This is a genomic window from Micromonospora lacuserhaii (genome assembly GCF_036902735.1).
GTDB lineage: Bacteria > Actinomycetota > Actinomycetes > Mycobacteriales > Micromonosporaceae > Micromonospora.
In genome coordinates this window covers 1-16,193 of record NZ_JBAKHO010000026.1, presented here as the reverse complement: position 1 = coordinate 16,193, position 16,193 = coordinate 1, and the positions used below count along the sequence as shown (strand labels likewise).

Here is a 16,193-nt window from a genome sequence, read left to right as displayed (position 1 = left end):
CCCCAGCCGCGCCCGCCACAGCCAGGGATCGGCGATCCCAGGCTGAGCCTGCTCTGCCCGAGCCCCCGGTCACCGTCGCACAGTGGTCGGGACACGAAGCTGGAGGAGCAGACATGATCAACCGTCAGTTGGGCGCCACCGGGCCGACCGTTTCGGCCCTCGGCCTCGGTGCCATGGGCATGTCCGGCATGTACGGCCCGTCGGAGGACGCCGAGAGCATCGCCACCATCCACGCCGCGCTGGACGCCGGGGTGACCCTGATCGACACCGGCGACTTCTACGGCATGGGCCACAACGAGCTGCTGATCCGGGACGCCCTCGCCGGCCGGGACCGGGACGCGGTGACGATCAGCGTCAAGTTCGGCGCGCTGCGCGGACCCGGCGGCGAGTGGCTCGGGTTCGACGCCCGCCCGGCGGCCGTGAAGACGTGGCTGACGTACACGCTGCGCCGGCTCGGCACTGACCACGTCGACGTCTACCGGCCGGCCCGGCTCGATCCGGCGGTGCCGATCGAGGAGACCGTCGGCGCGATCGCCGAACTGGTCGAGGCCGGGTACGTCCGGCACGTCGGCCTGTCCGAGGTGGGTGCCGAGACGCTGCGCCGGGCCGCCGCCGTGCACCCGATCGTCGACCTGCAGATCGAGTACTCGCTGCTGAGTCGGGGTGTCGAGGCCGAGGTGCTGCCCGCCGCCCGGGAACTCGGCATCGGCGTCACCGCCTACGGGGTGCTGTCCCGCGGCCTGCTCTCCGGCCGGTGGTCCGCGGACCGCGCGCTGGCCGCGACCGACTTCCGGGCGCACAGCCCCCGCTTCACCGGGGAGAACCTGGCCCACAACCTGAGCCTGGTGGAGGCGTTGCGTGCGGTGGCCGACCAGCGGGGAGTCACCCCGGCCCAGGTCGCCATCGCCTGGGTGCTGTCCCGCGGCACGGACGTCGTGCCGCTGGTCGGCGCCCGCCGCCGGGACCGGCTCGCGGAGGCCCTGGCCGCCGCGGAGCTGACGCTCGACGAGGCGGACCTGGCCGCCATCGAGGCGGCGGTGCCGCCTGGCGCGGCGGCGGGGGACCGGTATCCGCAGGCCCAGATGGCGATGCTCGACAGCGAGCGCTGAGCGGACGGCGTCGGCCGGTCCGGGCTCCCGCCCGGCCCGGGCCCGGCCGGCGACGTCCGGAGGTGTGGTCAGGCGTTGAGGTAGGCCAGCACCGCCAGCACCCGGCGGTTGTCGTCGTCGGACGGCGGCAGGCCCAGCTTGCCCAGCAGGTTGGTGATGTGCTTGCCGACGGCCTTCTCGGTGACGAACATCTTTGCGGCGATCGCGGCGTTCGACCGCCCCTCGGCCATCAGGGCGAGTACCTCCCGCTCCCGGGCGGTCAGGTCGCGCAGCGGCTCGTGGTGGGTGTTCCGGGCCAGCAGCTGTGACACGACCTCCGGGTCGAGGGCCGTACCACCGGCGGCCACCCGGCGCACCGCGTCGATGAACTGCCCGATGTCGGAGACCCGGCTCTTCAACAGGTAGCCGACGCCGCCGTTGCGGTCGGAGAGCAGCTCGCGGGCGTAGAGCTGCTCGACGTGCTGGGACAGGACGAGCACCGGCAGGCCGGGCACCTCGTTGCGGGCCTCGATGACCGCCCGCAACCCCTCGTCGGTCTGGGTCGGCGGCAGCCGGACGTCGACCACCGCCACGTCGGGCCGGTGCGTGATCAACGCGTGCACCAGCGCCGGGCCGTTGTCGACCGCCGCCACCACCTCGAAGTCGTACGCCTCCAGCAGGCGGATCAACCCGTCCCGTAGCAGGGCCAGGTCCTCGGCAAGGACAACACGCACGCGGGCTCCATCGTCGAGTCGATCCGGGGTCGCCGGTCACGGGCCGGTACGCGGCCCGCCCCCGGCCCGGCGGGTCGGGTGGATCCTATCGGCCCGGGCCGCACCGGAGGTGCCGTCACCGCCGGGCGGCCAGCCCCGGCGCGGCGGCGTGGGCCGGGGCGAAGACGTGCCGGAGCACCTGCGGCGGCCCCGGGCGGGCGCCCCACTCGCGCGGGTAGCCCAGCGACACCTCGACGAACCGTACGCCGTCGTGCCAGGTCGTCCGGGGGATGTGCAGGTGGCCGTAGACGCTGACCGCGGCGCGGAACCGGCGGTGCCAGTCGGCGGTGGCGGTGGTGCCGCACCACTGGGCGAACTCCGGGTACCGCAGGATGTCGGTGGGCTCCCGGACCAGCGGGAAGTGGTTGACCAGCACCGTGGGCAGCGCCGGATCGCAGGCCGCCAGCCGCCGCCGGGTCACCTCCAGCCGGGCCGCGCACCAGGCCTCCCGGCTCGGATACGGATCGGGGTGCAGCAGCATCTCGTCGGTGCACACCACCCCGGCGGCGTACGCGCGCTCCAGGGACTGCTGCTTGTCGGCCGCGCCCGGGACGCGGAACGAGTAGTCGTAGAGGACGAACAGGGGAGCGATCGTCACCGGGCCGCCGGGCCCCGCCCAGACCGGGTAGTCGTCCTCCGGGGTCAGCACGTCGAGCCCGCGGCACATGGCGACCAGGGCGCGGTAGCGCTCGTCGCCGCGCAACTGCACCGGATCCGATCGGGGCGTCCACAGCTCGTGGTTGCCCGGCGCCCAGATCACCCGGGCGAAGCGGGCGCTCAGCAGGCCGAGGGCCCACTCGATGTCGGCGAAGGTCTCGCCGACGTCGCCCGCGACGATCAGCCAGTCGTCGTCGTGCTCCGGGCGGAGCCCCTCGACGATGGCGCGGTTGGCGGGGTGGGCCACGTGCAGGTCGCTGGTGGCCAGCAGGCTACCGGTCGTCATGGCCGCCGCTCCCGATGCTCTCCGTCCGCCCCCGCCGAGTGCCGGCCGATCCGGTGTACCGACGCTAGCCAGCCGCCGGTGACCGGGCCAACCCCTATCGCCGGGCACGCGGGGACGCCCACCGCGTGCCCGTCCGGCCGGCCCCGAGTCAGGGGGCGCTAAGGGTTGGCGGGCCCTCCCGGCGGCCCATAGCGTCCGAACGATCAGTTCGCGCAGACCGTCCGCCGGCAGATCCCGCGCGACGTGCGCCCGGCCGCGCCGGCGGGTCCGGCGGCAACGGGTACGGCGGCGCCGGGCAGGACGTCGGCGCCCCCGCGCGGCCCGGCCCACCGAAAGGACGTCCCGAGTGACCGAGCAAGCGCCCGATCCCGGTCCGTGGTTCCGCCGATTCCATCCCGCGCCCGGCGGTGACCTACGGCTGGTCTGCTTCCCGCACGCCGGTGGCTCGGCGAGCTTCTACTTCCCGGTCTCCGCCGCCCTGGCGCCGCGGATGGAGGTCCTCGGCGTGCAGTACCCCGGCCGGCAGGACCGCCGCTCCGAACCGCCCGTCGGCGATCTGCACGCCCTCGCGGACGGGATCGCGGCGGCGCTCGCCCCGCTGGACGACCGCCGGTTGGCCTTCTTCGGGCACAGCATGGGCGCGATCCTGGCGTACGAGGTGGGCCTGCGGCTCGAACGGGCCGGCCGGCACCGCCTCACCCACGTCTTCGCGTCAGGGCGGCGCGCGCCGTCGCGCTACCGGGACGAGTCGGTGCACCTGCGCGACGACGCCGGCATCCTCGCGGAGCTGCGGCAGCTGGAGGGGACCGACAGCCGGCTGTTGACCGATCCCGAGTTGCAGCAGATGTTCCTGCCGGTGATCCGCAACGACTACCGGGCGGTCGAGACGTACCGGCACCGGCCCGGCCCGGTGCTCCAGTGCCCGGTGACCGTGCTGACCGGGGACAGCGACGCGATGACCAGCATGGACGAGGCGCGGGCCTGGTCGGCGCACACCACCGGACGGATGGACCTGCGGGTCTTTCCCGGCGGGCACTTCTATCTGGTCCGGCAGGCGACCCGGGTGATCGACCTGTTGGCCGAGGAGCTGGTGCCGGCCGTGCGGCTCCCCGGCTGAGCCCGGACACGTCGACGGGGCCGTCCCTCAGGGGGCGGCCCCGTTCTCCGTACCCGGTCGGTGGTGGCGGCCCACGGGCGGACGCCGTCGCCCCCGACGCGGAGCGGCGCCGGTGAAGCCGTGGCTTCACCGGCGCCGGGGCCGAGCATGACTGACTACGCCGAGGCGTCGACCGTGCCGGTCTGCGGCGACGCCGTCGCCTCCGCCCCTTCGCTCGTCGCCGCGCCGGCCGGCGAGACGGGGACGTTGCGCAGCAGGTAACCCGTCAGCACCGCGACCACCGCCATGGCGATGGCCCCGGCCAGGGCGGCGTTGTTGAGGCCGTGGGTGAACGCGAGCCGCCCGGTGGCGAGCAGCGCGTTGCCGATGCCCTCCGGCAGGTTCGCCGCCACGGCCGTGGCACCGCCGAGCGTGCCGCGGGCCGCCTCGACGACGGCCTCCGGCGCGCCCGGAATCTGCACGTCGAGCATCTCCCGGTGGTAGACGGCGGTGCCGACGCTGCCCAGGACGGCGAAGCCCAGCGCGCCACCGAACTCGCTGGCGGTCTCGGAGACCGCCGCGGACGAGCCGGCGCGCTCCGCCGGGGCGGCGGTGACGATGATCTCGGCGATCAGCGTCTTGGCCACCAGCATGCCGGCGGCCAGGCAGGCCACGCCACCCAGCAGGAACAGGATGTGCGAGGTCACCCTGACCTGGGTCAGCACGATGAAGCCCGCGGTCATCAGCAGCAGGCCGCCGGAGATGATGTAGCCCGGACGGACCTTCTTGGACACCGCGGTGGTGACGCCGATCGCGATGCCGATGGCCGGTGCGACCGCCAGCGACCACAGGGCGGCCACGAACGGGCTCTTGCCGAGCACCAGCTGCATGAACTGGTTGGTGAAGAGGCTGATGCCGACGAAGGCCAGCATCACCATCAGGTTGACGATGACGGAGCCGGTGAAGGCCCGCGACCGGAACAGCACCAGGTCGATGAGCGGGTGCTCACGGGTGCGCTGGCGCTGGATGAACGCCCAGCCGAAGAGGACGCCGACCACGATGGCGGCGACCGCCGCGTTGCTGTAGCCGTTGACCGCGAGCTCCTTGATGCCCCAGATCGTCGGCAGGATCGCGGCGAGGGAGAGGGTGACGCCCAGCAGGTCGAACCGGGCCGGCGACGGGTCGCGCTGCTCGGGCAGCACGATCGGCGCGAGCACCACCAGCAGGACCATCACCGGGACGTTGATGAGGAAGACGGACCCCCACCAGAACTTCTCCAGCAACAGGCCACCGATGATCGGGCCGAGGGTCGCGCCGCCGGTGAGCGCCCCGCTCCACACCGCGATGGCGGTCTTGCGCTGGTTGGGGTCGTGGAACATGCTGCGGATGAGCGCCAGCGTGGTCGGGGTGAGGGTCGCGGCGCCGATGCCCAGCAGGGCGCGCGAGGCGATGAGCATCTCGGGGCTGGTCGAGTACGCCGCGAGCGCGGACGCGGTGCCGAAGAGGATGGCCCCCATGACCAGCACCTTGCGGCGGCCGATCCGATCGCCGAGCCACCCCATGGTGATCAGCAGGCCGGCGAGCGCGAACCCGTAGCTGTCCATGATCCACAGGAGCTGCGAGCCGGAGGGCTCGAGATCGGCACTCATCAGTGGAACCGAGAAGTACAGGACGCCGATGTCCATGGTGAGAAGCAGGCAAACCAGGGTCAGGACGCTCAGTCCCAGCCATTCCTTGGCGGTCGCCTTGGCGCCGGGCTCGGCGCCGGCCGTCGCTTCCAGGTCAGTCATTCCCGTACTGTACAACCGTATGAAACAAACGTCCACGACATCTTTCTAAAACATCCGTATAGATCTGAGCTACGCTCTGCGGCATGGGAAATCGCGAAGCCCTCCTGGCCGCTGCGAAGCGATGCCTGTACCAGAACGGGTATCCGCGCACCACCGCCCGCGACATCGCCGCCGAGGCGGGGGTCAGCCTGGCCGCCATCGGCTACCACTTCAAGAGCACCGAGGCGCTGCTCAACGCCGCCCTCATCGACGCCGTGCAGGACTGGGGCGACGAGATCGCCCGCGCCGTGGCGGAACCGCCCGAGGAGGGGCAGAACGCGCTGGAACGCTTCGAGGCGACCTGGACCCGCCTGGTCGACGTGGTGATCAGGCACCGGCGCACCTGGGTGGCCAGCTTCGAGTTCCTGGCCCAGGTCGACCACGTGCCGCAGGTACGCGAGCAGCTCGCGGCCGGCATGGAACAGGCCCGCTACGGTCTCGCCCGGATGCTGCACGACCTGGACCCGGTCCGGGACGGCGCCGAAGCATGGGCGGTGGGATCCTTCTACCAGGCGCTCGTCACCGGCGTGATGGCGCAGTGGCTCGTCGACGACGAACGTGCCCCGTCCGGCCGGGAGCTGGCCCAGGCCCTGGAGAGCATCATGTCCACCGTCGTAGCGGACGTGGAGACGTCCGCGCAGGGCTGATCGGAGTACGGCAGCCGGCGGCGCACCGCGCCGAGGCGGCGCCGGACGACGGGCGAGCTGGCGGGGATCTCCCGCGGCATCCGAAGGTACGGGGGGCAACGTGCGAGTGGGACCGGCGCGGGGCGTCACGTCACGGATGCTCGAGGACGGCCACCTCGAGTTCCTCCTCGGCGACACCGGCCGGCGGATCCGGTGCGGGCGCATCGGCGCGGCCGTGTGGATGGCGCTGCGCCAGCACGAGGGGCAGTGCGCCGCCGCCGCCGACATGCTGGCGGAGCTCTGGGACATCGACCCGGTCAACATGCGCGCCGAGGTCGACATCTGGGTGGAGGAGTGGTGTGACGCCGGGCTGGTAAGGGTCGAGCTGCCCTGACGGCCCCACGCCCCACCGACTTTGGGGGGTTAGGCCCACCAACGATAGGGGTGCCGGGCCGGTGTCCATCCCGCCGCCGTCCGCACAGGATGGATCCCGACGGAGGGAGTGTGCGGTGGCCTGGAAATGGTGCAAGTGGGCAGTCTTCATGCTGTGGCTGGGGGTGGCCGTCGGTGTCACACCGATGGCCATGAAGCTCGGCGACTACCAGCAGAGTGACGGCGTGGTCTGGCTGCCGCACTCGGCAGAGGCCACCGAGGCCTTCAACCGGGTGGAACAGCAGTTCCCCGGCCTCGACGCCCACCTGGCGGTGGTGGTCTACAACCGGGCGTCGGGCGTGACCGCCGCGGACGCCGGCCGGGTCGAGCAGGACCGGGCGGCCTTCCTCGGCTTCGCCCGCGACGGTGCCATCCCGCCGGCGGTGAAGAGTCAGGACGGCAAGGCGCTGCTGCTGGCCTTCTCGCTCGCGGGCGACGAGGACGCCCAGGCCGCCAACAGCGTCACCATCAAGAAGCACCTGGCCGACGCGCCCGGCGACCTGCGCTCGGCGCTCGGCGGGTCAAGCGGCGCCGGTACGGACATCGACGAGGCGTTCTCCGGCATGGAGGTCACCGTCCTCATCGCCACCGGCAGCATCGTCGCGCTGCTGCTGCTCATCACGTACCGCAGCCCGATCCTCTGGGCCGTACCGCTCTTCGCGGTCGCTCTCGCCAGCCAGGTCGCGACCGCGGTGGTCTACCTGCTGGCCCGGTACGCCGACCTCACCGTCGACCCGCAGAGCCGCAGCATCTTCACGGTCCTGGTGTTCGGCGTCGGCACCGACTACGCGCTGCTGCTGATCGGCCGCTACCGCGAGGAACTGCGCCGCCACCCCGACCGGCACCGGGCCATGGGCGCCGCGCTGCGGGCGTCGTTCGGCGCGATCCTGGCCTCGGCGGCCACCGTCACCGCGGCCCTGCTCTGCATGCTCTTCGCCCAGCTCAACTCCAACCGCAGCCTCGGCGCGGTCGGCGCGGTGGGGATCGTGACCGCGCTGGTGGCGATGACCACGCTGCTGCCGGCCCTGCTGCTGGTGCTGGGCCGCTGGGTCTTCTGGCCGTTCGTGCCGCGCTACACCGAGAACGCGCCCGCACCGACGGCGCAGCACCGGATCTACGGCGGCCTCGCCCGGTTCGTCGGCCGGCGGCCGCGCGCCGTCTGGATCGGCACCGCGGTGGTGCTCGCCGCGATGGTCTTCGGCGCCACCAACCTGCACCTCGGCCTGCCCAGCACCGACTACTTCGCCGACGATGTCGGCTCGGTCCGGGCCCAGAAGATGATCGATCAGCACTTCCCGGGCGGCTCGACCGGCCCGGCCCAGATCATCGCGACGACGGGCTCCGCCAGCGCGGTCGCCACCGCGGCCGGTGGTGTCCCCGGCGTGGCGAGCGTGCAGGCTCCGCTGCCGTCGGCCGACGGGCGGTGGGTCGCCATCTCGGCGGTGCTGACCGACCCGCCGGCCAGCGCCGCCGCCCAGCGGACCGTGGAGCGGCTGCGGGACGCCGTCCACGCGGTGCCCGGCTCGGACGCGGTGGTCGGTGGAATGAGCGCCGTCGAGCTCGACACCGCCACGGCCGCCGAGCGGGACGACTTCCTGATCATGCCGCTGATCCTGGGCGTGGTGCTGCTCGTGCTCATCCTGCTGCTGCGGGCCCTGGTGGCACCGATCCTGCTGATCCTCAGCGTGGTGCTGTCGTTCGCGGCGGCCCTGGGCCTGACCGGCTTCATCCTGCACGCCCTCGGCTACGCCAACATCTCCTACGGCATGCCGCTGGAGGCGTTCCTCTTCCTGGTCGCCCTGGGCGTCGACTACACCATCTTCCTGATGACCCGGGCCCGTGAGGAGAGCCGCCGGATGGGCACCCGGCGGGGCGTCCTGCACGCGCTGACGGTGACCGGCGGGGTGATCACCAGCGCCGGCCTCGTGCTCGCCGCGACCTTCTCCACCTTCATCGCCCTGCCGCTGGTGCCCTCCATCCAGATCGGCATCTTCGTCGCGGTGGGCATCCTGCTCGACACGTTCATCGTGCGGACCCTGCTCATCCCCGCGCTGGCCGTGCACATCGGCCCGCGGATCTGGTGGCCGAGCCGGCTCAGCCGGGAGTCGCCGGCGCAGTCCGCGCCGGCCGCCGCCCGGCCGCCACTGGTGCCGACCCCCTGAAGCCGTCGGGGAGGCGGGTCACCCGCCCGCCTCTCCGGCACGTGCAGCGCCTGGGCCTCCCCCGTGGCCCGGGCGCTGCTCCCTGTCCCGGTCCGGGCCGTCCGCCGGACCGTCCCACCCGGATCCCGCCGATCCGACATACCGGTCGCCCGGCGGGGACGAAGTAAAGTGGCTGCCAGGTGCGGTACGGCTCGACGTACCGCGGAGGTCGCCGATGACCGCGACCACCGCATCCGGCACCAGACGGACGGCGCGGAGGAGGTACGGGGCAGCGGCCTTCCCGGTCGTGGCCCCGACGGTCGATGGGACATCGTGAGGCCCTGCTGGTCGGCGCGAAGCGCTGCCTGGCCGAGAAGGGATACGCCCGCACGACGGCGCGGGACATCGTGGCGGCCTCGGGGACGAACCTCGCCTCCATCGGCTACCACTTCGGGTCGAAGGAGGCCCTGCTCAACCAGGCGCTGATCGAGGCGATCGGGGACTGGGGCACGGAGCTGGCCCGTACGCTCTCCACCCACGCCGTCAGCGACCTGGAGCCGATGGCCCAGTTCGAGGTCATCTGGACGGAGATCATCGCCCTCTTCGCCAAGCACCGGCAGGTGCTGTTGGCCAGCTTCGAGGCGATCTCCCACGTCGACCACGTGCCGGCCGTGAAGGAGATCCTCTCCTCCGGCCTGGAGCAGGGGCGTCAGGGCCTGGCCCAGATGTTCGGCACCGTCGCCGAGGGCGCCGGTGAGGCGGAGTCCCGCGCGGTCGGCTCGTTCTACCAGGCGCTGCTGACCGGCCTGCTCGCCCAGTGGCTGATCGACCCGGAACACTCGCCCTCCGGTCACGACGTCGCGACCGCGCTGCGGATCATCACCGCGCGGCACCGGGCGGGCGACCTGACGGAAAAGAGCGCCTGATCCCGGCTGGGCCGGGTCAGACGCTCTCGGTTCCGTACCTGCCGGTGGCTACCCGGCCTGCGCCGGCGCCGGCGCCTCGGCCGGCGGCGGCCCCTGCTGCATGTCGGTGACCACCGTGTAGTCGGAGACGTCGACCTTCGCCTGCGGCACCCGGCTCAGCGCCGCCTTCACCGGCACCGCCAGCCGCTCCGCCTTGGCCGCGTCGCTGGCCGACCGCCGGGCGGTGAACTCCGGCATGACCTCGCGGGCGAACAGCTCCAGCGACTCCATGATGTGCTCGTGCTTGGTGTTCCCGATCTGCACCTGGAAGACCATCTGGTCGACGCCGGCCTCCTCGTACTGGCGGACCACCGCGGCCAGCTGCTCCGGCGTGCCGATCGCGCGCCGCTGGGCGTCGAGCCGTGCCTTGACCGTCGGGTCCATCGCCGCGTCCATCGCGGGGTCGCGGTCCCGGACGAAGCCGTAGACGCCCCGCATCTGCTCGAACTCGGCCCACAGGTCGGTGGTGCCCGGGTGGTGGGCGCCGTGGATGTAGTAGTGCATGAAGGCGTACCCGAAGAAGTGCGCGCCGTCGAGGCCGCGGTCCAGGGCCACCTCCTCGTCCTGGTGGCACATGAACGGCATGACCACCGAGAAGTTCGGATTGACCGCCTGGCTGACCGGCACGCACTCGTCGGACTCGATGGTCCGGTAGTACGTCTCGGCCCACTGCGCCGCCTCCTCGACGGTGACGAACGCCAGCGACAGCGCGCCCATCCCGTTGCGGGCGGCGGCCTCGATCGTCTCCGGCGAGCTGCACGCCACCCAGAGCGGCGGGTGCGGCTTCTGCTTGGGCTTCGGCACGACGTTGCGCGGCGGCACGTCGACCCACTGACCCTGGTGCCCGGTGAACGGGGTCTCGGTCATCATCCGGGTGACCACGCCGAGCGCCTCGCGCCACTGCTCGCGCTTGGTCGCCCGGTCGACGCCGAACGCGGCCAGCTCCATCTGGGTGCTGCCCTGGCCGGTGCCGAAGTCCACCCGGCCGCCGGAGATCAGGTCGAGCGTGGCGAGCCGTTCGGCGACCCGGACCGGGTGGTTGACCGCCGGCGGCAGCGACACGATGCCGTGGGCCAGCCGGATCTGCTTGGTACGCGCCGCCGCGGCGGCGAGGAAGACCTCCGGCGCGGAGGCGTGCGAGTACTCGTCGAGGAAGTGGTGTTCGGTGGCCCAGGCGTAGTCGAAGCCGAGCTTGTCGGCGAGCTCGATCTGCTCCAGGGACTCACGGAGCAGTCGTTCCTCGCTGTCCTCGGACCACGGCCGGGGAATCTGGTGGTGGTAGAGCAGGCCGAAGCGCATCTGCTGATCCTTCCGAAATGGAGTGTGACGCCGGCCGGCTCAGGCGCCGCGCTTGACGAGGGCGCCGGCGTCGACCTTGAGCTGGAGCCCGGTCACGTACCGCGACTCGTCGGAGGCGAGGTAGGTGACGGCGTGCGAGACGTCGACCGGCTCCACGTACGGGATCGGCATCGCCTGGAAGGCGTAGAAGCCCTGCTCGCCGTCCTCCTTCGTGGGGTTCTCGAGGTCCGGGCGGAAGATGCCGTACATGGTGTCGTTCTGGATCATCGGGGTGTTGCAGTTCGCCGGGTGCACCGCGTTGATCCGCCGGTTGGAGGGGGCGAGCTGGAGCGCCAGCGAGTTGACGTAGAGCACCAGCGTCTGCTTGGCCACCGAGTAGCCGGCCCCGCCCGGGCCCATCGGGCCGGGGTCGCCGTGACCCGGGATCAGGCCCACCGCCGAGCCGATCACGATGATCGACGAGCCCTCGCCGAGGTGCGGCAGGGCGGCGTGCACGGTATTGATCGCGCCGTTGAGGTTCACGTCGATGGTCTCGGTGAACGCCTCCACCGGCTTGTCCGCGCCCAGCGCCGAGATGCCGGCGTTGGCGACGACCACGTGCAGGCCGCCGAGCGCGGCGACGCCCTCGTCGATCGCGGCCTGCAGTGCGGCCCGGTCGCGGACGTCGACGATCTTCGTGAAGACCCGCCGGCCGGCCTTCTCCACCAGGCGGGCGGTCTCGTCCAGCTCCTCGCTGGTGGCCAGCGGGTACGGCGTGACGCCGCTCTCCTGGCAGATGTCGAGCGCGATGATGTCGGCGCCCTCCTCGGCCAGCCGTACCGCGTGGCTGCGGCCCTGCCCCCGCGCCGCGCCGGTGATCGCCACGACCTTGCCTTCGACTCGGCCCATCAGGCCCTCCTCGGTGAATGGGTTCGTTGAATTCGCCGGCGCCAGCGATCAACCTGTGCCGTCGACGGCCTGCGGAACTTCCTACCAACCCCACCAGAGAATCCGGCTCCGGACGGACCCCTAAAGTGCGCGCCCGCACCAGACTTAGGGGCTCACTCCAGGTCCACGGAAATGGTAGGGGTGGGCAGGCGTTCTCAGGGGGAGCGGGTGTCTGGCGTCCAAAACCACGCCACGCTTGAATAACACGCGGATGAAGGCCGGTTGCCGACCATTAAAAGGACGCGAGGTATCCCGATGCTGTGCAGATTCAGCGAAACGGCCACGATCGACGGCGATCTCGCCACGGTCTGGCGGACGGCCATCGACGTGGCGAACTGGGCACAGTGGGACCCCCACTTCAAGGTCTCCCGCTTCGAGGGCGCCTTCGAGCCGGGCGCCATCGGCTGGACCAGGCCGAAGGGCGCCCCGCTCGGCTCGTTCGTCGTGCTGAAGGTCGAGCCGGAGCGCTTCTACGCCACCGAGTCGCGGATGCCGGGCGGCAAGATGGTCATCGAGAACACCTTCACGCAGGCCGGGCCGGGCAAGGTGACCGTCCGCCGCCAGAACGAACTGCACGGCGGCTTCGTGCCGATCTTCAAGCTGTTCTACCTCAAGGCCATGCAGCGGGACCTCCGGCGCACGCTGCAGGAGCTCGGGAACGAGGCGCGCCGTCGCGCCGCTGCCGCCGGCAGCAACCGGTGACCAGCGCGGTCGTCCTGGGCGGCGGCTTCGCGGGGATGCTCGCCGCCACCGCCCTGCTGCCGCACGCCGACACCGTCACCGTCTACGAGCACGACGAGCTGCCGGACGGCCCCCAGCACCGGCGCGGACTGCCGCAGGCCCACCACAACCACATGCTGATGGGCGGCGGGGTGCTCGCCCTGGACTCGCTGCTGCCCGGCGTCGCCGCCGCGCTGGAGCGGGCCGGCGCCCAGCGCCGCGAACTGCTCGGCGGCTTCCTGGTGCTCTCCGCCGGCGGGTGGTACCGGCGCACCGAGGCCCAGGAGCCCTTCGTCCTGGCGTGCAGCCGGGTCCTGCTCGACCACGTGGTGCGCGAGCACGCCCTGCGCGACGGCCGGATCCGGGTCGTCCAGAACACCACCGCGACCGGGCTGCTCGGCGACGCCAACCGAGTCACCGGCGTACGGCTCGCCGGGCGCGACGGCGGCACCACGACCGTCTCCGCCGACTTCGTGGTGGACGCGACCGGCCGCCGGTCCAAGGCGCCGCAGTGGCTCACCGACCTCGGCCTGCCCGCCGTCCGGGAGGACGTCGTGGACGCGGGCTTCGCCTACTCCAGCCGCTTCTTCGAGGCGCCCGCCGGCTTCCACGAGGGATTCCCCGGCATCCTCATCCAGGCCCAGCCGGCCACCGGCCGACCCGGGCAGGGCCTCGCGCTCGTCCCCAACGAGCAGGGCCGGTGGATCGTCGCGCTGATCGGCACCCGGGGCGGGCAGCCGCCGACCGACGAGGCCGGGTTCCTGAAGTTCGCCCGGAACCTGCGCCACCCGATCGTCGCCGACCTGCTGGAGCACGCGAAGCCGGTCAGCGAGATCCGGTCCTACAAGGACCTGGCCAGCCGGCGGCGGTTCTACGACAAGCTGCCGGTGCCGGACGGCTTCCTGGCCCTGGGCGACTCCGCCTCGGTGGTCAACCCGACGTACGCCACCGGAATGTCGGTGGCCGCCCGCAGCGCCGTCGCCTTCCGCGCGGCGCTCGACCGCAAGGGCCTGGTGCGCGGGCTGTCCCGGCGGGTCCAGAAGGACGTCGCGAAGGCCGCCGACGGGCCGTGGCAGATGGCGCTCGGCGCCGACCGCTGGTTCCCCGAGGCCAGCTCCACGGTCAGCAAGCCGCCCAGCGCCGGCCAGCAGCGGATGGCGGCCCGGTACACCGTGACCGCCGGGGCGGACCCGCGGGTCGCCGGTGCGCTATTCCGGGTGGCCGCGCAGATGGCGCCGCCGACGTCGATGATGACGCCGCGGGTGCTCTGGTCCGTGCTGCGTGGCCCGCGCCGGCCGCTGCTGACCGCGCCGGAGGCGATAGCGCAGTTCCCGCAGCTCGGCGACCTGGTGACCGCGCGGGAGACGGTGCCGCCCGAGTGGTGACGGTGCCGGCCGCGGCGACCGCCGGGTTAAGGGGTCGTCGGGGTTGTCGCAGGGGTTGGCCCGCCCGGTTCCGCTGAATAGTTTCAAAGCGGTCCGGCAGCATTCGGAATTGATTCGGACGGCGGAGAAAAAGTGTCCCGGAAATGCCGACGGGCCGACGGAAATGCGGGGTCGTCCTTGTGAACAATGAGGAAAAACTGCTTGGTTATCTCCGTCGCGCCACGGCCGACCTGCGGGAGGCGCGTCGGCGACTCGCCCAGGCGGAGGCGCGCGGGGACGACGAACCGGTGGCGGTGGTGGCGATGGCCTGCCGGTACCCGGGCGGTGTCGGCACGCCGGACGAGCTGTGGCGGCTGGTCGCCGACGGGGTCGACGCGGTGGGCGCGTTCCCGGACGACCGGGGCTGGCCGGTCGACGACCTCTACGACCCCCGCCCCGGCGAACCCGGCCGGACCTACACCCGCAACGGCGGCTTCCTGCCCGACGCGGGGGACTTCGACCCTGAGTTCTTCGGCATCAGCCCGCGCGAGGCGCTGCACATGGACCCGCAGCAGCGGATCCTGCTGGAGATCTCCTGGGAGGCGTGCGAACGGGCCGGCATCGACCCGACCGCCCTGCGGGGCAGCCCCACCGGCGTCTTCGCCGGGGTCATGTACCACGACTACGGGCTCGGTGACGACGCCGGCGGCACCAGCGGCGGCAGTCTCGTCAGCGGCCGGGTCGCCTACACGCTGGGCCTGGAGGGGCCGGCCGTCTCGGTCGACACGGCCTGCTCCTCGTCCCTGGTCGCCCTGCACTGGGCGGTCCAGGCGCTGCGCCGCGGCGACTGCACCCTGGCCCTGGCCGGCGGCGTGACGGTGATGTCCACACCGGACATGTTCCTCTACTTCAGCAGCCAGCGCGGCCTCGCCGCGGACGGCCGGTGCAAGTCCTTCGCCGCCGCCACCGACGGCACCGGCTGCGCGGAGGGCGCCGGCGTCCTGCTGCTCGAGCGGCTCTCCGACGCCCGCCGCAACGGTCACCCGGTGCTCGCGGTGGTACGCGGGTCGGCGGTCAACTCCGACGGCGCATCCAGCGGTTTCACCGCGCCCAACGGGCCCTCCCAGCGGCGGGTGATCCGCCAGGCCCTCGCCGGCGCCGGGCTGGTCCCCGCCGACGTGGACCTCGTCGAGGCGCACGGCACCGGCACGACGCTGGGCGACCCCATCGAGGCGCAGGCGCTGCTGGACACGTACGGGGAGGGCCGTCCCGCCGGCCGGCCGCTGTGGCTGGGCTCGATCAAGTCGAACATCAGCCACACCCAGGCCGCCTCCGGCGTGGCCGGCGTGATCAAGGTGGTGCAGGCGATGCGGCACGGGGTGCTGCCCCGGACGCTGCACGTCGACCGGCCCACCCCACACGTGGACTGGTCGGCCGGCGCGGTGGAGCTGCTCACCGAGAACCGGGAGTGGCCGTCGCCGGACCGGCCCCGCCGGGCGGCCGTCTCCTCCTTCGGCCTCAGCGGCACCAACGCCCACGTCATCATCGAACAGGCCACCGGCGAGCCAGCCACCGACGAGCCGAGCACCGGCGCCGTCGGCATACCCCCGGTGCTGCCCTGGGTGCTCTCGGCCCGGACCGCGCCGGCCCTGGCGGACCAGGCGGCCCGGCTCGCGTCCCACCTGCGGGCGTACCCGGACCTCGCGCCGGTCGACGTGGCGGCCACCCTGGCCGGCCGGTCCCTCTTCGCGCACCGGGCGGTCGCGCTGGGCGCGGATCGCGACTCGCTGCTGGCGGCACTGACCCAGATCGCCGACGGCGCCGGCCTGTCCGGCACTGCCCGGACCGGCCCGACCGCGGCGCTCTTCACCGGCCAGGGCGCGCAGCGCCTCGGGATGGGCCGCGACCTGTACGACGCGTACCCCGGCTTCGCGGCGGCGTTCGACGCGGCGCTGGCGGGTTTCGACCCGGGGCTGCGGGACGTGCTGTG

At 72.7% G+C, this 16,193-nt stretch carries 14 protein-coding genes; 9 read left to right on the top strand and 5 right to left on the bottom strand.

The window, feature by feature from the left end:
* The first annotated feature begins 113 nt into the window (after nt 1-113).
* Nucleotides 114-1,109 carry an aldo/keto reductase gene (locus tag V6U81_RS17340; protein ID WP_334490623.1) on the top strand — a complete coding sequence of 332 codons (996 nt, stop codon included), beginning with the start codon at nt 114-116 and terminating at the stop codon, nt 1,107-1,109.
* A 68-nt stretch (nt 1,110-1,177) separates the two neighbouring features.
* Here V6U81_RS17340 and V6U81_RS17335 read toward each other — a convergent pair whose 3' ends face one another.
* Both V6U81_RS17335 and V6U81_RS17330 read right to left on the bottom strand, forming a co-directional pair.
* Nucleotides 1,178-1,822 carry a LuxR C-terminal-related transcriptional regulator gene (locus tag V6U81_RS17335; protein ID WP_334490621.1) on the bottom strand — a complete coding sequence of 215 codons (645 nt, stop codon included), beginning with the start codon at nt 1,820-1,822 and terminating at the stop codon, nt 1,178-1,180.
* Between the two features lie 115 nt (nt 1,823-1,937).
* A complete protein-coding gene (locus V6U81_RS17330) occupies nt 1,938-2,804 on the bottom strand; it encodes a metallophosphoesterase family protein (protein WP_334490620.1) in 867 nt (288 codons plus the stop codon).
* Nucleotides 2,805-3,150: 346 nt separating this feature from the next.
* Between V6U81_RS17330 and V6U81_RS17325 the strand changes: the two genes are divergently transcribed.
* The gene (locus tag V6U81_RS17325; RefSeq protein ID WP_334490619.1) at nt 3,151-3,921 is read left to right on the top strand and encodes a thioesterase II family protein; all 771 of its coding nucleotides are present in this window, start codon (nt 3,151-3,153) and stop codon (nt 3,919-3,921) included.
* A 155-nt stretch (nt 3,922-4,076) separates the two neighbouring features.
* Here V6U81_RS17325 and V6U81_RS17320 read toward each other — a convergent pair whose 3' ends face one another.
* Entirely contained in the window at nt 4,077-5,690 is a 1,614-nt protein-coding gene (locus tag V6U81_RS17320; protein ID WP_334490618.1) for an MFS transporter, read from the bottom strand.
* Between the two features lie 83 nt (nt 5,691-5,773).
* On the opposite strand from V6U81_RS17320, the gene V6U81_RS17315 reads away from it, so the two are divergent.
* From V6U81_RS17315 to V6U81_RS17300, 4 genes are all read left to right on the top strand, one after another.
* Entirely contained in the window at nt 5,774-6,376 is a 603-nt protein-coding gene (locus V6U81_RS17315) for a TetR/AcrR family transcriptional regulator (RefSeq protein ID WP_334490616.1), read from the top strand.
* A 100-nt stretch (nt 6,377-6,476) separates the two neighbouring features.
* Nucleotides 6,477-6,749: a PqqD family peptide modification chaperone gene (locus V6U81_RS17310; RefSeq protein WP_334490615.1), complete on the top strand. Its 273-nt coding sequence runs from the start codon at nt 6,477-6,479 to the stop codon at nt 6,747-6,749.
* A gap of 115 nt (nt 6,750-6,864) precedes the next feature.
* Nucleotides 6,865-8,949, top strand: a complete 2,085-nt coding sequence (locus V6U81_RS17305; protein ID WP_334490614.1) for an MMPL family transporter — start codon at nt 6,865-6,867, stop codon at nt 8,947-8,949.
* A 302-nt stretch (nt 8,950-9,251) separates the two neighbouring features.
* Nucleotides 9,252-9,854: a TetR/AcrR family transcriptional regulator gene (locus V6U81_RS17300; RefSeq protein WP_334490612.1), complete on the top strand. Its 603-nt coding sequence runs from the start codon at nt 9,252-9,254 to the stop codon at nt 9,852-9,854.
* Between the two features lie 48 nt (nt 9,855-9,902).
* On the opposite strand, the gene V6U81_RS17295 is transcribed toward V6U81_RS17300, so the two are convergent.
* Complete coding sequence (locus V6U81_RS17295; RefSeq protein ID WP_334490611.1) at nt 9,903-11,192, bottom strand: LLM class flavin-dependent oxidoreductase; 1,290 nt, start codon at nt 11,190-11,192, stop codon at nt 9,903-9,905.
* Between the two features lie 39 nt (nt 11,193-11,231).
* Entirely contained in the window at nt 11,232-12,080 is an 849-nt protein-coding gene (locus tag V6U81_RS17290; protein WP_334490610.1) for a mycofactocin-coupled SDR family oxidoreductase, read from the bottom strand.
* Nucleotides 12,081-12,374: 294 nt separating this feature from the next.
* Here V6U81_RS17290 and V6U81_RS17285 point away from each other — a divergent pair, with 294 nt between their 5' ends.
* The 3 genes from V6U81_RS17285 to V6U81_RS17275 all read left to right on the top strand — a co-directional run.
* The gene (locus V6U81_RS17285; protein WP_334490609.1) at nt 12,375-12,821 is read left to right on the top strand and encodes an SRPBCC family protein; all 447 of its coding nucleotides are present in this window, start codon (nt 12,375-12,377) and stop codon (nt 12,819-12,821) included.
* A complete protein-coding gene (locus V6U81_RS17280) occupies nt 12,818-14,224 on the top strand; it encodes an NAD(P)/FAD-dependent oxidoreductase (protein WP_334490607.1) in 1,407 nt (468 codons plus the stop codon). The genes V6U81_RS17285 and V6U81_RS17280 overlap by 4 nt, the downstream gene beginning before the upstream one ends.
* 179 nt (nt 14,225-14,403) lie before the next feature.
* The coding region (locus V6U81_RS17275; RefSeq protein WP_334490605.1) for a type I polyketide synthase at nt 14,404-16,193 on the top strand (1,790 nt) is incomplete at its 3' end.